This window comes from Streptomyces sp. NPDC002884 (assembly GCF_040295245.1).
Taxonomy (GTDB): domain Bacteria; phylum Actinomycetota; class Actinomycetes; order Streptomycetales; family Streptomycetaceae; genus Streptomyces.
The window spans coordinates 144,015-162,644 of sequence record NZ_JBEOVB010000006.1 but is presented as its reverse complement, the minus strand read 5'-3'; the positions used below and the strand labels follow the sequence as shown (position 1 = coordinate 162,644).

Annotated in this window: 9 protein-coding genes; 3 read left to right on the top strand and 6 right to left on the bottom strand. The window is 67.8% G+C overall.

What is annotated here, in order from left to right; all coding sequences use genetic code 11:
- Positions 1-221: 221 nt before the first annotated feature.
- The 6 genes from ABT070_RS15360 to ABT070_RS15335 form a co-directional block, all read right to left on the bottom strand.
- Positions 222-5,441 carry a sacsin N-terminal ATP-binding-like domain-containing protein gene (locus ABT070_RS15360; RefSeq protein WP_351759966.1) on the bottom strand — a complete coding sequence of 1,740 codons (5,220 nt, stop codon included), beginning with the start codon at positions 5,439-5,441 and terminating at the stop codon, positions 222-224.
- Positions 5,442-6,281: 840 nt separating this feature from the next.
- Positions 6,282-7,394 (bottom strand): HNH endonuclease, encoded by a 1,113-nt coding sequence (locus ABT070_RS15355; protein WP_351759963.1) that lies wholly within the window; start codon positions 7,392-7,394, stop codon positions 6,282-6,284.
- Positions 7,395-7,414: 20 nt separating this feature from the next.
- On the bottom strand, positions 7,415-9,049 hold the full coding sequence (locus tag ABT070_RS15350) for an AAA family ATPase (protein WP_351759960.1): 1,635 nt from the start codon (positions 9,047-9,049) through the stop codon (positions 7,415-7,417).
- 34 nt (positions 9,050-9,083) lie between these two features.
- Positions 9,084-10,598, bottom strand: coding sequence for a class I SAM-dependent DNA methyltransferase (locus ABT070_RS15345; RefSeq protein ID WP_351759957.1), 1,515 nt, complete (start codon positions 10,596-10,598; stop codon positions 9,084-9,086).
- Entirely contained in the window at positions 10,595-11,944 is a 1,350-nt protein-coding gene (locus ABT070_RS15340; protein ID WP_351759954.1) for a restriction endonuclease subunit S, read from the bottom strand. Before ABT070_RS15340 ends, ABT070_RS15345 begins: the two co-directional genes overlap by 4 nt.
- Entirely contained in the window at positions 11,941-14,994 is a 3,054-nt protein-coding gene (locus ABT070_RS15335) for a DEAD/DEAH box helicase family protein (protein WP_351759951.1), read from the bottom strand. Before ABT070_RS15335 ends, ABT070_RS15340 begins: the two co-directional genes overlap by 4 nt.
- Before the next feature lie 739 nt (positions 14,995-15,733).
- Here ABT070_RS15335 and ABT070_RS15330 point away from each other — a divergent pair.
- Genes ABT070_RS15330 through ABT070_RS15320 form a run of 3 tightly spaced genes read left to right on the top strand, consistent with a single transcriptional unit; the run spans position 15,734 to position 18,442 of the window.
- Positions 15,734-16,189 (top strand): hypothetical protein, encoded by a 456-nt coding sequence (locus ABT070_RS15330; protein WP_351759949.1) that lies wholly within the window; start codon positions 15,734-15,736, stop codon positions 16,187-16,189.
- A complete protein-coding gene (locus ABT070_RS15325) occupies positions 16,186-17,472 on the top strand; it encodes an NB-ARC domain-containing protein (RefSeq protein WP_351759946.1) in 1,287 nt (428 codons plus the stop codon). Before ABT070_RS15330 ends, ABT070_RS15325 begins: the two co-directional genes overlap by 4 nt.
- A complete protein-coding gene (locus ABT070_RS15320; protein WP_351759944.1) occupies positions 17,393-18,442 on the top strand; it encodes a tetratricopeptide repeat protein in 1,050 nt (349 codons plus the stop codon). Before ABT070_RS15325 ends, ABT070_RS15320 begins: the two co-directional genes overlap by 80 nt.
- Positions 18,443-18,630 lie beyond the last annotated feature (188 nt).

Here is an 18,630-nt window from a genome sequence, read left to right as displayed (position 1 = left end):
GCAGGGAAAGTAGTCACCCCCAGCACCACTCTCAGCACGTAAGGTAGCCGATCCGATAGAAGGACTGCGGGCAAATGCGATCACAGGCAGACTTCGGGCCGGGATCAACACGGACGCTTGAGTCCGGATCGCTGGTCGATCTGAATGTTTGAAGAAGTCGGGCCGCTGGTCGGCCCGGAACGGTTCAGCTCGGCCTCGTTCGCCTACAGAGAAGGTTTCAGTCACCCCGGCGGTAGTTCGAACCGCAGACGCATGGCCGTGCCGACGAGGCGGTAGCCAGCGAGGCCGGGAGCGCTGAACGGGTTGGGAAGGGGCGTTATGCGTCGGTGGGTGCTGTCGAGGACGTGGGTGACGTAGACGATGGTGTAGGTCTCGTCCGGGCGTAGGTGACTGGCTCGTTCGACTTCGGACTCGCCGAGTTCGAACTCGCCCCGGTTCCCCGTCGAGGCCTTCACTTCGTACAGGAGGGTGCGATCGCCGTCGTGGATCAGGAAGTCGTAGCCGAGGCTGTCGTCGCCCGAGCCGTCGGCTAGGACGTGCTGGCGTAGCCCGGACTTCCAGGATTCTTCGCGGGGGACGCCGTACTGTCGCTCCAGCCAGGCGGCCACGGCCACCTCTCCGGCGAGTCCCACGGCCCTGTCCCTCCGGGGGTCCCGGGGGACGGCCTGGTATCCCGCGCCACGACCGGCGACCGCGGACGTGGTTCGTTGTCTCGGGAGGGCGGGTGCCGACGGTGTCCCGGGCTTTGGGGAGGCGGCGAGTTGGTCGGGGGTGAGGTCGGCGGCGACCTGTCGGGCAAGGTCGCGCAGGTGGTCGGGGCCGATCGGAAGGGCACGGCCGTTCAGGAGAAGTGACGGGCCCGACGGCGCGGCAGGAAGCGAGGCGCTGCCGACGGGCGGGCTCGGCGGGAGGGGCGCGGGTTCGCGCAGACCGAGGTCGGCCGCCCGGTCCGTGGCGGGCATGCCCGCGGGCCAGTGACCGTGGGTCTGGAGCCAGGCGATGAGCGTACGGGTGCCGATCGGCTCGAAGTCGAGCAGGCCCTCGGCGTCCATCGCCGACGCAACCTCGGTGGCCGACGGCAGGGAGGGGATCTCGCGGCCCTGGCGGTTCAGCCAGGCGTCGATGCGGACACGCAGGCGGGGAAGGCGCGCGTGGATGGTGTCGACGCAGTCCTCGTGGATCTCGGTCACCGGACGCGGGGGGTGCTGCCGGGCCGGTGTCGGGGGCAGGTGCGTGACCGTCCATTCCTCGGCGTGGGCGTCGAGGAGGTCAGCAGGAAGGTCCCAGTGTTCGAGTCCCCACCGGGGGTCCGGCTCCAGTCCGGGGAGCGAGCGCAGCCGAACGTACTCCGTGAGGGGGGCGCCCGCCTTGTGCGTGGCCACGTAGGCGTCACGGACGCGGTCGGCCATTCGGGCCCGGTTCTGCTGCAACCAGGCCTGGAACTGGCGTTGGTGGGTCTCCGCGTTGTCGACGGTCAGCAGACCCAGTGTCTGCCAAGCCTGGTTGGCCTCGGCCAGGGGCACTCCCAGTGCGGACAGCATCCGCTGCCAGTCGGCCTCCTCCACGAGTCCCAGCAACTGGTCAGCGCGGTCGACATCGAGCCGGGCGACCAGCCAGTCGTGGAGTTCGCCGCAGTCGTGCAAGGTCTCCTGTCCGCGTTGCAGTTCCTCGGCGAGGGCGAGGTCAACGCAGGCGAGAAGGGGGACGAGTCGGGCGCTGCCGGAGCGGATCGAGGCACGGTCGGCGAGCACCGCCTCCAGGCGCTGTTGCGGGATGGCGAGCACGGAGGCGATATCCGCCTCGGTGACGTCCGCGACGGTCCGGTCCAGCCGGTTCAGTGCGATGAACGCCAGCTGTACCGCCGTGCTCAGGTAGGGGGCGCCGATCAGGGTACTCAGGGCGGTCGCGGCTACCTCCAGCACATGCCAGTCGGAGCGCTGCTTTGCGCACACCACGACGAGGCGGGGTTCGTCCGGATCGTCGTGGAGGAGGGAGCGGTCATCGCCGGAGGCATCGAGGGCGTGCCCGGCGATATGGGTGACCGCGGTCCGCGCCACGACGACGCCACAGGATCGAAGCCGTTGCCTGACGCGGCGCGCCGCGGGGACCGCGGCGCGGGAGGACCGCTCCTCGTCGAACTCGACCAGGGCGACCATGAGGGTCTCCAGCCAGGGCCCGGCCAGAGCGAGCAGCGGTACTCGGGGTGCGTCGGCGATCGGCAGCTGGTCGACCCAGACGTCGAGTTCTGCTTCGCTCGTCGGCCGGATCACGAAACGGCCCTGCGCCTCCAGGTGCTCGTGGACGCGCTGGCCCAGAGCCCGGTCGTCGACCGGAAGGACGGGCAGGGGTGCCTGGTCGAGCAGCCTTCGCTGTTGGGTGCCGCGGATGTCGGCCACGTAGACCGGCTCGGGCTCGGAGTCAGCTGCCAGGACATCCAGTGTCCCGGCCCGGCTCACAAGGAGCTCGGGGAAGATCCCGGACTGCCACCCCCTGCCGAACCCGTCCGGAGGAAGGAGGTCCGCCCAGGCCTGTTCGTAGGCCCGCCGCAGCAGATGCCCAAGGCTTCCCTGCCGTAGCCGGGGCATACGGCGGAGCAGGGCGGGCAGGTGGCGGAGCCGGTCCGCGGCGGTCTCGGGATCGTCCCAGCGGCGTACGCCGAGCAGCTCCAGGCGTTCGAGTACGCGGTCCGACTGCCGTCTGCGCAGCACGGCGGAAGCGACGGTGAGGAAGTCGGGCGGCGCCTCCGCCGAGGCCCACCACCACGCATGGCCGGCCGTGGTGAAAGCGGGGGTGTCTTCCTCGTCGCCTGTCTGGGGAATCCACGGCACTCGGCTCAGGAAGGCCGCCAGCGGGGTGGGCCACGGTGTGCCCTTCTGATCCGAGCCGCCCGCGAAGCGGAACTCGAGTGCCTCGGGGGCCCAAGTGTCCAGGCCGTGGACAATCAGTTCGGCGTAGAGCCGACGGCTCTCCTCGTCGAACGCGGCGTACTCCCGCTGGCCGGGGAGAACGGCCACCCTCTTGCGGGTCGGGCGGTACTCGACGGTCAGGTAGAGAGCGTCGCGGCGCTTGGGCCAGCGCTGGGCCGTCGACTGCCATTGGGCCCGCTCATCCGGGTCCAGGTTCAGAGCCCACAGTCCGGGAAAGAGGGAGGGGCGGTTGAGATACTGCCCCTTCACCGCCTGGGACGTTGCCACGTAGGTCGGTAGCAGGCCGTGGCGGACGCCCTGCTGTCCGAGGAAGCGCCGCAGGGTCTGCGTGTCGGTGCGAGTGCCGGCACAGATGTCCTGGGCGGGGCGGACGACCCGGTCGGCGGCGGCGACAAGGTCAGGGGAGACAGCTTCGGTACGGTCGAAGAAGCGGACCAGTGCCCCGTCGATCCCACCGTTCCTGCCTGTCCAGCCATCTCCGAACATGGCCTCCGTGGCGGGCACCCAGGTCTTGCGACCCGGCACCAACAACCCCTTGATCACAAGTCCCTTGCCGTGCCGGTCCACGGAGGACGCCCACAGGGCGCAGGCAAACAGGAGGTGCTCGCGCAGGGCTTCGTCGTCCTCACGGACCTTGCGCATGGCGTCGCCCAGCACTTCCAACAGGGCTTTCGGACTGTAGTCCCGTACCAGGCCCTGTTCCTCCAGCCAGGTACGCCCGCGGGAGCGCCGACTGGTCTTCCGTCCCGCCCAGGCGATCTCCGTGTGGACGAAGGAGATGCTCTTCGCGAGTCCAGGTGGTAGTGAGGGCAGCGCGGCCGACGGGCCGTCCGAACGGCGGAAGAACAACCCGGGATCGCCAGCCGGAGCCCGCTTCCCGTCGACCGTGAGGACGATTTTCTTCCCCTTCAGTTCCTCTCCGGTGCGGGCGAAGCAGACCGAGAGGTCGTGGTAGTAGTCCGCCCACTTTCCGGCGTCGAACTCATTCTGGGCGAGGGCCGTGGCTACGCTCTCCGCCCAGCCGGCGAGCACGCTGGCAGGTGGGACGAGACCCAGTCCACGGGCCGTACCCAGCGCGGCCAGCCGCTCGGCGCGCCGGGGATGGAGTTGTGGGTCGATGACGTGCCGGACCCCAGCGGCAGCCACGGCCTGCGGTGTGAGTACGCGAGCCTGTTCGGGGCCGCGCCACAAGTAGCCGTAGCGGTACGCGGTGCGGGTGCCCGCGGGGTGCAGTACCGGCATGAACGGAACGTCGTCGAACTCACGGTCCTGTGCCTTGAAGGCCAGCTCCAGGCGCCGAAGCTGGTCGTGTTCCCAGCACATCAGGTCGATGAGGGTGCCTGCGGGCAGCACGACGCGTCCCTCGTCGACCAATGCGGTCGCCCGTGCGCAGGCCTCGGCCGCGGTGTCGAGTAGCAGGTCATTCCATTGCGTGGACTCCGCCATGGTGCGTCGGCTCACGTCCGTGTGGAATGGCGCGTTGACGAACCCGCGTACCGGGCAAGTCCGTTGTGTCCCCATGGGCAGGAACGTGTAGAGCCTGCCGCGCTCCAGAGGGTCGCCCGCGGGTACCGCCACGCTGACCACGGCCGAGTTTCCTAGTGCCTGCCAGCCGTCCTTCAGCGGTCCGGATCCCAAGCCGGCGGCGATGGCTTCGCGTGCGCGCTCGCTGTCCACTGCGGCCGTCACCATGATCAGGCGGGTGCGACGGCGTAGCATGATCTGCTGGATCTTCAGGTCACGAGAGGTGAAGAGGGTGTCCACCTTGCGTGTGTAGACGCTGGGGCGCCCCCGGCCGCCCACCCGGTGCGTGACGGTCACTTTGCCGAGGCGGTCCAGGAAGAGTTCGAACGGCGCCCCGTCATCGGTCAGTTCCCGCAGCTGACGTACCGCTTCCAGCCTCGCCTCGGCGGACCGCAGCGGGAGCCGGACCACGGTCACCATTCCCCGTCGGCGGAAAGGAGCCACCGCAGCCGGGACGTCGTCCACCGGCACTGGAACCTTCAGCGATGACAGGTTCGCGCGCAGTTGGTCGGCAGCCTCCGGGTGGCCGGGCGCGACCTGGTCCGCCAACCAGTCGAAGTCGTCGTCCCGGGCGAAGCGGCAGCAGAACCCGTCGAAGGCCTTGGACGCGGAGCCCGTGACACTGTACATCTCTGGGGCGGAGGTGAGCTGAAGCACGCTCTTGAAGCCGACCCCCTTGTGGCCGATACCCTCGTCGGGTCGCTTGCTCGACAGGCCGATGCTGCACAACGCCTCGAAGTTCTTGTACCCGAGAGGCCTTCCGCCGTTCGCCACGCAGAGGACGCCGTGTTCGCCCTCGTCCTCGTCGAGGACGATCTCGACGCGGCCATCGCCGTGCCGGGCGCTGTGCGCGTCGTGGGCGTTCTGAAGGAGTTCAACCAGCACGCGCCCCTTGTACTCAGGAGAGAGCATCTGTTCGGTGACTTCTTTGAGTTCGCGAGCGGCACGGCGCCCGCGCTTCAGGTCGGCGAGACACCCCTCGGCCTCCATGACCGCCGTCGCTACAACCCGCTTGCGCCTGGCCAAACCGCCGAGACCCGTGGACCGCCTTGCTCGCTTCTGTCCGTCGGTCACTCTTCCCCCGGAAGCCTTCTGACAACTGCCCTTCCCAACGATAGGGGCGACCACTGACATTCGGACGCACAACCCGAAGCACGGTGGTCGGCGAGGAGTCATCGCCCCACCAACCAGTACGAACGCCGGTGCTGAAGGAGTGGCAGCCGGTTGCCGTGAAGGCGTACAGCACACCCCAGGCGAAGATCTCCGTGCGACCCGCGGTGGCGCCCCGGTAGTACTCGGGGCTCAGCCAGCCCGGAGTCCCGGTCGGCACGCCAGGACGGATGACCGCGGTGCCGTCGGTGAAGTGTGCGATGCCGCAGTCCAGCACCCGCGCCCCGTCCGGGGCCAGGATCACGTTCGGGCTTCAGATAGCGGTGAACCACCGCATCATCAGGCACAACCACCTCCTCCTATCGCGGCAGTTACCACTTTGATCTGCAAATTTGCAATCTCTGCCTTTACACCAGCCGCAACCACCGCGTCCGGCACTCTGAACTCGCCCATTCCACGAACCCTGACTGAAGATCCGGGCCCAATCCGGAAGGTCCGGAACAACAAGCAGTGTCCGAAAGCGGTGAGTGAATCACCGGAGTGAATCTCGTCGTGGTGCACCTCGCAGCGCCCGTGCCTCGTCACCCGACGGCGCGGCATCACTACGATGGGCCAGCGCACCGCCACCGCCGCCAGCCCTGAAGGGTTGTCCGTCCTTCGTCTGGCCTGTTCGTCCGGCCCCGAGGCGTGTCAAGGCGAGCATCAAGCGGGGCTACCCGCTCAGGCCGGTGGGTCGGGCGTGGTGTGTGCGGCACGGAACTCTGCGAGCGACTGCTCGACACCGGAAATGGTCAGCCGCCAGAAGTCCCAGCCGTCGATGTCGTCGCTGCCGGTGGCGGCCCGGGCCGCGGAGTTCGGGGTACCCCAAGGACGCTTCCAGACACTGATGCGGCCGTCCGCTTGCAGAACACCCGGGTGCGACTTGTTGTTGTGACGGCCGATCAGCGGGATGCCGGCGGTCAAGTCGGCCGGATCCAAGTGCTTGAGCAGGTCCCGCACGTCGACGGTCGAACGTCCCGGGTCGACGACCGGGGTGCCGGGATGCTCTGCCGGGGACTGGTCGGGCTCATTCCTCGTCAGAGCACATGCACGGTGCAGGGCCAAGGCAGCGGCGGCGGCTGCGCTCCATTGCGCCGTTGTCGCAGTTTTCCCGGCAATCAATGCCTGGACGCTGGGCAGGTCGCCCGGTATCTGGGCGAGTACCGCGATCTCCTCCATCAGGAAGCGGCGTTGGTCTTTGATCTGGGTGGCGTTGAGCGCCAGGATCCGTATGGTCTCGTCGGCGCGGCAGACCCCGGGGTGCGCCTCGGCCTTGGAGTAGGGAGTGTGACTGCGCCGGGCGTAGCCGGCGGTGTCGAACCCGAGCAGGTCGGGATCGCCGATCCGGGCCGGGTCCAGGAGCATCGGCTGCTCCAGGCCCAGGTCGTCGTGCTGGCGCCAGGCGCGCGGCCCGGCCAGGAGCGGGAACCGGCTGCCTTTGGCACGGCCTTCTCGTGCACCGTTGAACCGGGCCCCGCCGCTGTTGCAGTGCTTGCATGCGATGCGGTAGTTGTCGATCGTGTAGGCGAGCCACCAGTAGCCGTCATGGCCTGGTTCGCCGAGCACTTCGGACTTCGGCCGGAAGTGGTCGACGGTGATATCCGCGCGCTGGATTGTGGTCTCGCAGTACCAGCACTTTTGTCCGACGAGCGCGAGCAGGGGGTCGCGTACCTCGTCATCGGTCCAGTGCTCGGTGAAGGCGCGCTTGGTGTTGCTGGCCATCGCAGCCCGCACGGCGTCCAAGGTGGTCTTGGTCTTGGCCGTCCACGCCGGTGGAGTGGTGAGTCCGCTCATGTCCACGTGTCGCATCAGCGTCAGATCACCGACGAGAAGTGCTCGTTGAAGAGTTCGGCGACCATGGCCTCCAGGACCTGCTGCGGTGGAGGGTTGGTGCTGGTGGCGGCATCGAGGAGAGCACGGCGCCTGCGGTGGAGTTCGGCGAGGAAGGCCGTCACGAGAGGATCACGGTTCGCGGTGGTAAAGCCCAGTGCGTCGAGCTCGTCGGTGACCTCGCGGAGCTCCGTCTGCAGCACCGGGTCATGGGCCGCCGCCGGCAGTAGCGTGTACTGGCGGTCAATCAACTCCTGGGTGTGTTCGTCGAGTTGGCTGGGCAGCCCGAACAGATCGGTGGTCAGCAGGCCGCCGGCGCCCTGTCCCCTTGGGGTGGCCTCGGGAGTTACGGCCGTGGTGTGGCCTTCCTGATCGGTGGCGATGATCCGGATCTGCTGGCGGGTCATGTTGGATACCAGCAGGGGTTCGTGGGTGGCCGTGATGAACTGCGAGTCCTGATGTGCCCCGAGCACGGTGCGCACTGAGCTGTACCAGCGTCGGCTCCATTCGGGGTGGAAGTGTGAGTCGGGCTCGTCCAGGAGGAAGAGCGACTCCTGTGCGCGCTGGAGCCGCAGCAGGCCCAAAATGGTCAGGAGTTGCTGCTCTCCGGAGCTCAGGTCGTCCAGGCCGAGCATCACCGCGCCGGTCTTGCGCAGGCGAACGTCGACGGTGAGGTATCCGGCGTCGAGCAGGGTGGCGAGCAGCCCGAACATCGACAGATCACTGTCGAAGAGGTTGCGGAAGGCCCGGACGTCCTCGGTGGTGCCCAGCATGATCCGGAACCCGTCGGCAGGACTGCCGGCGCCGTCCACTGGGTCGGCGTCGGGAATGGGGCCGAAGCGGCCGGCCTCGGCCACGGCCGCGAACAGCGTGCGGGCGGGCCCGCCCAGGCCCCAGTACGGCAGTTCGGCCAAGGGCGCTCCCCGCACGGTGCGGGGGGCTTTAACGCGCAGGACGGCCGAGGCGACGTGCTGGATGTAGGAGTGCTCCCGGAGGTAGGTACCGAACGAGTCGGCCCAGTGGGTGGTCTGCGCCAGGAGCAGCAGCGGTAGGTGAGCGGGGGTGCACAGGAAGACGGGGGTGTAGAGAGGACAGCGGATGGGCAGGGTGAGCTGTTCCGGCCACGCCTCCTCGGGCGACCGGCTGGCAAGCCACTCGTCAAGGGCCTCTCGCCACTGCCGGCGCCAATCGCTCAGGCGGCGCGTCGCGAAGCGGCGGTGCTGGTCGAACTCCGCGGTCCAGGGGGCATGGGGGTGGGCCTGATAGCCGAAGACGTGATCGGGAAGATGGTGCGGCCACTGTTCTCTCGGCACTCTTGTCGGCTCACGGCCCGCCTGTGCCACGGTCAGTTCGGGGGCGGCTGCTCGGGTGGTCTGCGCAACCCGCACGGTTGTGCCGCGCAGCTCGTAGTGGACGACGAAGGGGAATGCCGTGCGGTGTTTCGGCCGGTACAGGGCACCGAAGATCTCAGCGAGCGCGTGCAGGGCCCGCGACTTGCCGCCGCCGTTGGGGCCGATCAGCGTGGCGATGGCATGGCCGCCGTCCACCGCGTCGGTGAGGTCCAGGTGGAAGTCGCGCAGCCCCCGGTAGTCGGGAAGGCTCAGGTGCAGCAGCCGCATGCGGTCCCCCCAGTCGCAGCAGATTTGATCGCGGTCACGTTGCCGGGCCCAGATCCGGGCCGTCGCCGTGTGCGCTGTAGGGCCGCAGCGCTTCTGTGAGAGCGGTCAACTCCTGCAAGGCCGAGCGGAGTTCACCGGCGATTTCCTGGGCCATGTGGTGCAGGTCGGCTTCGGGCTCGGCAAGGGCGAACGGATCGTCCGGTGGGGCTGCGGCCAGAAGATCGAAGTTGGTGCGGTCCCGGGCTAGCAGGTCCTCCACGCTGAAGGACCTGAACACGTGGGACTCGACCCGCTCGCTACGAGGCCGTCCTGGCCGGTAGGCGGACACGAAGTCGTCGTAGTCGGCGCTGGTCAACGTGCTCGTCTTGGCGGGCGCGGGGCGGTGGGAGCGCAGGTCGTACACCCACAGCTGCTTGGTCGACGGCCTTCCGTCTGGCCGGGGAGCGGCCTTGTCGAAGAACAGGACGTTGGTATTGAGGCCGGTTGTGTAGAAGACGCCCGGCGGAAGCCGGAGCAGGGTGTGCACATCGCACGCGTCAAGGAGCCGGCGCCTGACATACTCGCCTGCTCCGCCTTCGAACAGCACGTTGTCGGATACCACGACGGCGGCGCGGCCGTTGACCTGCAGCAGACTGTGGACGTGCTGGAGGAAATTGAGCTGCCGGTTACCGGTCTCCGCCCAGAAGTCGGGCCGGTAGTACGCGTATGTCTCCCCGGCGATCGTGGATCGCCTGCTGAACGGGGGCGTGGTGAGGACCAGCGTCGCGTGCCGCGTCGGAGGATGGGCGAGCGCATCGCCGACGGCGATCAGGGGCTGGGCGTCGGCCCGCGTCAGTCCGTGCAGGACGAGGTTCATCGTGGCCAGCCGCGCTGTGGCGTCGACGAGTTCGGTGCCGCTGAACGCGCCCGCAGTGAGTCGGGCACGCTCGGCAGGGGTAACGCCGGGGGGAAAGTGGTCGACCAGGTACTCGAATGACTTGGTCAGAAAGCCGCCGGTGCCGCAGGCCGGATCGATGATCGTGTCGCCTACGCCGGGCTGGACACACTGTACGATCGCCTCGATCAGCGGGCGGGGGGTGAAGAACTGTCCGGCGCCGGTCTTGGTATCGGCGGTCATCCGGGCCAGGAGGGCTTCGAAGACCGCGCCGCGGCCGAGGCTGCCGTCTCCTGACCAGGTGTAGCTGTCGACCAAGTCGATCAGTCGGCTGAGCTTAGCGGGGTCCGGGATGCGGTTCTGCGCCTTGCGGAAGAGCAGACCGAGGTTGCCCGGACCGTATGCAAGGCGGTCCAGGGCCTGCTCGTAGCGCTGCTGCTGCTCTTGACCGGCGCTCCAGCGGATCTCTGCCCACGCGTCGTAGCCGGTCATCTCCACGGGGTTGAGTGGACGCCGGCTCTGCTCGTCGGCCAGCTTGAGGAAGATCAGGCAGGCGAGTTGCTCGACGTACTCGATGCCCGAGACCCCGTCTTCTCGCAGCACGTCGGCAAAGGACCACAGGACCTTGGCCAGGTTCTTGTCGGGGCCGGGGTGCGAGGAGGCAGGTGGGTTCACAGCGGGGACTCCTGGTGCCCGAACGGGTGGGCGGCGTGGGACAGCTGGCCGGTGAACGCCTGCTGCAGGAGGTTGCTTCGCAGCCGGTCGGCGACGTCAACCGCTCGTTCGGCTGCGGCGGAGGCGGCTCGCAGGGTGGTGAGGTGCGCGTCGACCCATGTGACCAGTCGTTGCTGCTCGCTGGCTGGTGCGACAGGGATCGGCATCAGCCGGATTTTCCCCAGACCGATGGATGCCAGCCCGGTTCCCTGCGTGGCGTTGCGCTGGCACCATTGGCGGCCGAATCCGTTGGCGTGCCAGGCCAGCAGTTTCGGGTGCAGCTGCCAGTCGGTGATGCGTGCGCGGAACAGGTGGTTTTGGTGGACGCAGTCGGGTACCTGCTCCTCCCAGATCCATCCGCGGCCCAGCTCGCCGCGGTCTCCGCCGCCGGTCAGGAGCACGTCACCGGTGCGGAGGCGGGCGGCCTGAGCCCGCTGCTCGGGCACCCGGATCACCTGGATGTCGTCCAGGGCCAGTCGGCCTCGTTGCACGTTGGCGACGCGAAGGCAGGGCACCTCCACGTCTGCGGGATCCCACTGCCGTCTGCTGTTCTTGGCTACCCCGAGGGTCAGCTGGGCGACGGTCTCCAGACGGGTCCACCGCCAGTCGATGGGCAAGGCAGGCAGGGTGCCGTCGTGGGTGCCGGCGGCTGGCAGGCTTCCTGCTGCACGGTCGCTGCCGGACAGGCGGCCCAAGCCGGCCTGGGCACTCATTGTGTGGACCATTTCGCCGGCCTGGTCCACTGCCCTGCGGGTGCGGGTCGTGGTGGCGTCGATCCGAGCAAGATGGTCCTCCACCAGGCTGGTGATCCGGGCCTGCTCGCCAGGTGCCGGCAGCGGAAGCAGGATCTGCGCCAGATCACGGTGGTTGATCCGGTATAGCGCGGCGCCCCCCTGCCGGGCCCGGTCCGCGATCTGGCGGCGCACGATCGGCGAGTTCCACAGGTGCGCGAGGTATCGCGGGTCGACCAGGGAAGGCTGTACGCGCACACGGATCATGGTGTCGGGGAAGGTCGTCGCACGGGGTGGGACGTCCACCAGGGCGCCCTCGCCGACCAAGGACCGGGAGCCGCTGACCCGGCTGACCAGCAGGTCACCGGGTTCGGCCAGGACGGGCGCGCTGTTGTGGGCTGTCTCGTCGCCGCCCTTGGTCTGGGTGAAGTCCACCGTCACCGGGCGAAGGGCCGTCGCCCGCAGCACGGGAAGGCCGTCCTGGCGGGCGGGCAGGGACCGGCCGTTGACCAACGGCTCGTCCAGGACGTCGGCCAACTTCACCAGGGTCCAACCGGCGGGAAGGTCACGGTTCAAGCGAGCGCCTCACCCAGGTCGTCGAGGAGGTCGATCGCGGCATCGGCGCCGAATGTGCCAAGGAAGCCGTCGGTGCCACCCCGGCCCGAGAACGGGACGCTGTCAAGGCCCCGGGGGTCAAATCGGTCCTCGGCTGCGGCAGCCGCCTCCGCGATGTTCTCGATCCACCACACCTGGGCCGGAGTGAAGGGCCCAGCCTGCTGCAGGAACGCGGCCAGACGCCGTCGCATGTCCTCGGCGGCCGCACTCTGTCCGATGGGCTCCCCCGCATCCGGTGTGGCCGGTCGGTCGTAGAGGCAGAGCAACATCTGCCGCAGCGCTGGCCTGTCGCCCAGCAGCGCACCGGCATCGCGGACTTCCTCCTCGAGAGCCTCCGGCCCCCAGGCTGCGCGGACCTGCGCCACGTGGTCCGGATCGACGGTGCCCAGAAGCCGGGCCACCAACCCTTCCAAGGAAACGCCGGCCAGTTTCCGCACGGCAGCGCCATCGGCGTCGCTCAACACGGGAACGAGCCGGGCAAGCCGCACCCCGAGTTCTGCCGTCTCGTCAGCGGTCATGCCGACGTCCGCCGTGCGGTTCAGCAGGCGCTCCAGGGCACGTCGGCCGGCCCGGCCGGACGCATCAGTGACGTTGACGAGCCGTCGGTGATGGTGACGCGAGGTTCCCACCGCGTCGATCACCACGAACTGAGTCTTGGCGAATGCTCCTGGGGTGACCGCGCGGAGCACCGCCGGTGCGATGCGCTGCGCCCCTTGCGCCAGCAGCCGCTCATAGTAGGCAGCGGAGCGGACATCGCGCAGGAACAGCACGCATTCGACCGCCCGCATGTCGGTGGGGCCGGACATGATGTCCACCACCACGGCAATCCGAAACTGCGCACTTGTCCGGAAGTCCCTCAGCTGCTGGTACGGGTTGTGACTTCGCATGGTGATCTTCTGGCAGAAGTCATCGCCGGCGCCGAACACCTCGTGGATGTGGTGCACGATGTCTTGCGCGTGCGCGTCGTTGAGCGCGAAGACCACGGTCTTGGGGACGCCCAGCCTGCCCTCGGTCGCCCGCTCGGGGAACAAGGCAGGCAGTTCATCACGGAACGCCGTCATCACCGCGGCAAGCTGCTTGGACCCCAAGATCCGTGGGGCGCTGGCCGGTCCGGCGTGAGCCAGGTCCTCGTCCAACTGCTCGTACCAGCTGCGGCGCGGAGCTTTGGCCTCGGCGTCGATGTGCTCGGTCAGCGGCACCAGGGCCGCGCGTCCGGACGGCTCGAACCGTGCCTGGTAGAGAGCGTAGTCCACGACGAGTCCGTCGGCGACGGCCTGTTCGAAGGGGTACTCGCTGACCAGGTTGGCGTTGAAGAAGCCGAACACCGGGGCGACCGGTGTCGCGGTGAATCCGACCACAGGAGCGTCGAAGTACTCGAGGAGAGCACGCCCTCGTCCGTAGACCTCGTGATGGCAGTCGTCGACGACGACGAGGTCAAAGGAGTCAGGCGGAAGCGTCGGGGAGTAGGCCACTTCGAGCGGCACAGTGTCGGACTGCGAGACCTGCTCGGCGATCTCATAGGCCGATACGCGGGCGGATCCGTCCTCCGGCTCGGGCGTGCCTGTCAGCATGCCCTCCAGCCGTTGTGCCATGGCCACGACGATGGATGCCGACGGAGGCACGCCTGCCGACGTCAGCTCGGCGACTTGGTACACATCAGCCAGGCTCCGACCCGTATCCGGGAAAGTGAACTGCCGGCACACGGCCGTCAGCTGATGCGCCATCACCACGCTGTCGACGACGAACAGGATGCGGGCGGCCCTGGCGTCTTTGAGCTGGCGGTAGGCCGCGAAAACCTCGGTATAGATCCGTCCTGTGCCGGTAGCCATCTGGACCAGAGCACGGCGGTCTCCGGCCGCGAGGGCTTGCTCGACTGCCAAAACCGCCTTGAGCTGCGGCGGGCGCAGTTGTCCGGCCGCCTGCGTGCCCGCCTGCAGAAGCGGCAGGGCCGCCATCCTGGCGCGATAGGTTGGGGCCTGACCGTCTGCCTCTGCTTCACGCTGCCAACGAGCCAACGTGGCCGGCCGGTGGAAGCCGCTGACCAGCCGGCCGCGCGGTTCTGGATCATTGGCGTCGTAGAAAAGCAGCCGTCGGCCGTCGCTCACGTACCGATAGGGCAGCGGAGAGCGCCAGACCGGCCACGGCGAGGCGTCCGTCACCGCGGCGGCCAGCCTCCCCGCCTGCTCCATGGCCGTGCTGAGATCCGCGCCGTCCTTCTTGCACTCGATGATCCCCACTACCTGCCCGCCAACCAACAGCAGCAAGTCGGCACGGCTGCCGCCGGGCAGACGGGGCTCGATCAACACGCAACCGAGTGAGTAGTGCCGGTCATCATTCGCATTGGGGCCCAGCACATCCCACCCCGCCTTGGTGAGACCGCGCTGCACCTCCGCCGCGATCGCCTCTTCTGCCAACGGCTCATAGGCAGCGTCGCGAGCGCTGACGATCAAGTGTTCGCGCTCGGAGGCCGGCAAAGAAGTTGGCCCCACCCGACGGTCGAATTCCCGGCGCAACCGGGACAACACCGCGTCAAGCCGGGCTACTAGTTCCGCCACCACACGGAGGTCGGACGGGCTGGTATGGACCAAGGACATCGGCTCCTGGTCGGAGGTCTGAAGACGGAAGAACCAGACCGCCAACTCGAAACAGCGCTGCACCAGATGAGACGCGGCCGCCGCTCCCTGGTCACCCTCTGAGGAACCGCGGAGGTCGGTGAACGCGGCAAGGACTCTTGCCGGCAGCATCCCGGCTCGGGTCAGCACCCGCAGACGGGCCAACTGGTCCGCCGTCGGCGGCCGCACCCCGGCCACGTGCGCAAGCTTGGCTGCGAGAACTTCACCGAACTGACGCGCCGACGTCACCGCCACAGCGGGCGCAGTGGACGCACGCGCCTCGGCCGAGGCTCCATAGAGCACGAGGAGCGGTTCGTAGGGAAGAAGAAAACCGAAATTGGCTGAGGCGAGCGCCAGGTCCGTGAACCGGCCTTCGAGGTCGCTCGACTCCCGAGCCACGCCAGCCCTCCCTGCCTGCCTGACCTGCCTGGTGATGCGGTCGGCGGCGTGGTGCACGCTACAGACCGGTCCCCTACCCTATCGCCCGTCAAGCGTGTGGAACATCGAGGTTTCGCTTGATGCAGATCAGTGCCGCCCCAAGGCGAGCCAGCGGATGGCGAGACCCGTGAGGTACCCACTGCGGGCCGGTGCCGGGTACGGAATCCCCCGCTGAACACCTGCGTTTGGCAGCGAAGACCACGGCGGCTCGCACCGGTCCCGGCTCGGCGTGACGTTCTGGCTCATGGTCCCCCAGGAATGACACTTTGAGGAATGCATCATTCCCAGCAATAAGGGCATGTGGGGGCGTTGTGGCGAAACTGGGCCAACACGGTCGGCCGCAGCGACTTCACGCGCCCACTCCGCGGCGTCGCCCTGCTAATGACCGGCCATTCGTCTGTGAGCCGGGCATGCTCCTGTTGCACGATCACAGACTTTCCCGCGCCACGCTCCCCCAGCACCACGACAACCGGCACCTCACGCAGATCGTCGAGGCACGCCCCACCCGCCGGTTCGCCCTGCACCCCGACGAAGTCGGATTCGTTCGCACCGCCACCACGCATGTCGCATCACATCATTCTCCGCGCTGGGCAGCGTCCGTTCGGCCAGCCGAGAAAAATTCCAGTGGTTCATTCTGCAACCGCGCCCTCTCATAGAGTGTCCACCCCTGTGAGCAATGAGGCACGAAGGGCGGTATGTCATGGATCCGATTTCCGTACCACTACTCGCGGCGTTGGCAGGAGGTGCCGGCGGTGAACTCGGACGGCAGACCTGGGCAGGTCTGACCGCACTCGTGCGCCGCCCCTTCGCACGGGGCGAGAGGGAGGCCAGCCAAACGGTCGGTACAGGGCAGGCAGAACTCGACAGGCTTCAGCAAGAGCCTCACAACGAGGTGCACGCGCAGGCATTGAGCACGGCATTGGCCGTACGAGCAGCGGCGGATGCCATGTTCTCTGCCGACCTGCAGCAGTGGCACGAGCACGCCAGGCTGGTGCGGACCGGTGACGGTGAAGTCCACAACACGGTCAGCGGGGGCACCCAGCACGGACCGGTGATCCAGGGCCGTGACTTCTCAGGGCTGTCGTTCACGACCTCGCCCCCACATCCATCCGGAACCGACCAGGTCGGACAACGTTCCGAAGGATCAACTGAGTGACCGGCGAGGACCAGAGCGTGTCCAACACGATCAACGGCGGTGTCTACTTTCAAGCGGTGATCCAAGGGCGCGACATCACCGTGACGCTGCCTCCTACGATCACTCCGGCATTGTCCGGCCTTCCCGCCCCCTCCTCCACATTCACCGGTCGCGAGACCATCGTGGCGGAACTGCTCGCCGGATTGGCCCCTCGTACGGATTCGGCCGAGCCCGTCCCAGTAGCAGCGCGAACGGCGGTCGCAGGTCTGGCCGGTGTCGGCAAGACGGAACTGGCCGTCCAGGTCGCTACCCAAGCCTTGCGCGAGCCCGGCTGGTTTCCGGGCGGTGTGTTGTTCGTGGACCTGCTGGGCTACGACCCCGAGCATCGCCTTTCCCCGGAACGAGCCCTGGACGGACTGCTGCGCTCTTTGGGCGTTCCCGCCACGCACATCCCTCAAGAACTGCAGGTCTTGGAGCGGCTGTATCGAAGTGTGCTGGCCGCGTTCGCCGAACAGGGGCAGCGGATCCTGGTCGTCGTCGACAACGTGTCCAGCGCGGAGCAGGCACGCCCGCTGCTGCCCAGCGACGGCGTGACCGCATGCCTGGTGACATCGCGTCACACCCTTGACCTTGACGCCCGATTGCGCGACCTGAACGTCCTCGACGGCGAGTCTTCCGTAGCGTTGCTCCGACAAGTGCTGCTGCATTCCCGTGGCAGCACCGACACCCGCGTCGAGGACGCCCCTGAAGCAGCCGCAGCCATCGCCAACCTGTGTGCAGGGCTCCCCCTGGCCCTGCGCATCGCGGCGGCACTGCTCGCCGACACCCCCACACGCCCCTTGGCATCACTTGCCGGTGCCCTTCAGGCAGAGCACTCCCGACTGGACCGACTGCGCCGGGAAGACCGCGCCGTACGCGCCGCGTTCGATCTCTCGTACCAGCACCTACCTGCCGGGGCGGCTCGGCTCTTCCGTCTCTTCTCCGCCAACGCCGGCCCCGACCTCTCGTCGGAGACCACGGCTGCGCTCGCAGACTTGGATGCCCACACCACCGAGGAGATCCTCCAGGACCTGAACCGAGCCCACCTAATCGAGGCATCTGGCGCCCGCTGGGGGGCGCTGGCGCATGCACGATCTGATCAGGCTCTACGCCAAGGACCACAGCTGCAGCACGGACCACCGCGCCGAACGAACTGCCGGTGTGGAGCGGCTGTACCACTGCTATTTGACCACCGCACAGCAGGCCGACTCGCTCCTGGAATGGCGGCAGCCGACGCAGACCTCGAACCGGTTCACCGACCGTGATGCGGCCTTGGCGTGGTTCGACGACGAAATGCTCAATCTGACCACAGCCGTAACCGGTGCCGTCGCGAGTGGCCGCCCCGAAGCGGGGATCGGATTGGCCACGGCACTGAACGAGTACCTCCACCGGTGCCTGGCCTTTCCCATGGCTGTGGCTGTCCACGAAGCGTCCTTCGCCTGCGCCGTACACATTGGCAGTCTCGAAGGGCGAGCGAAGTCCCTCAACAACCTCGGGATCGCATATACAGAAGTCGAACGCTACGAGGACGCCATCACGGCGTTCACCCTGGCCGAGGAAGCGTTTGCCGATCTGGGCGATCGCTTCGAGCGAGGCAAGACACTCAACGGGCTTGGCAACGCACTCCGCCACGCCGAACAGGTCCGCCAGGCGGCGCAGGTGCATCAGGAGGCGCTCCGCATCCAACGGGAAGTGGGTGGCGATTCCGAACAGGCGTCAACACTCAACAACCTCTCTCTCGATCACCAAAGCCTCGATGAGCACCCTCAGGCTCTACGGCACGCGACTGAGGCCGCACTGCTCTACGCACAACTCGACGACAGAGAGAAGGAGAGCAAGGCCCGGTGCACCATGGCAGCAGCACTCAAAGAAATGGGACGCCCTCAGGAAGCCTTGGAGAACTACGACCGTGCCATTGACGCGGTCCACGGCCGGGGCAGCGCCCACCAAGAGGGGGTCGCCCTTGCCGCGAAAGGCGAAGTCCTAGCCCTCGCCCTGGAGCGTACAGAGGATGCGGTCTCCTGCTGGACCGAAGCGGTCAAGGCCTTCGAGCAGACCAACGAGAGGCTTCTACGAGTCCAGGTACTGATGCTCCTCGGCCTGGCACTGGCCCAACTCCAGCGCCATGTGGAGGCAATGACTCATCTGCACCTAGCAGCCGACCTGTGCCGTCATCTCGGCATGACCGAAGAACTGGAGGAGGTCCGAAACTGCCTGACTCTGGTCGGGGGGTAGCGTGCCGGCTCACTTCTTGCCCTCTGCTTTGTGGTACACCGTCGGCCGTGCATCCTTCGATAAGCGCAACGAGCTTGATGGTGCGCTCGCTGGCAAGAACCGGGTGGCCTTGCCGCGCGCCTCAACAGCAAACCGAGCTGGCGCGGGGACACTGCGAGGAAGCTAACTAGCCACGGACAGGCCACCTG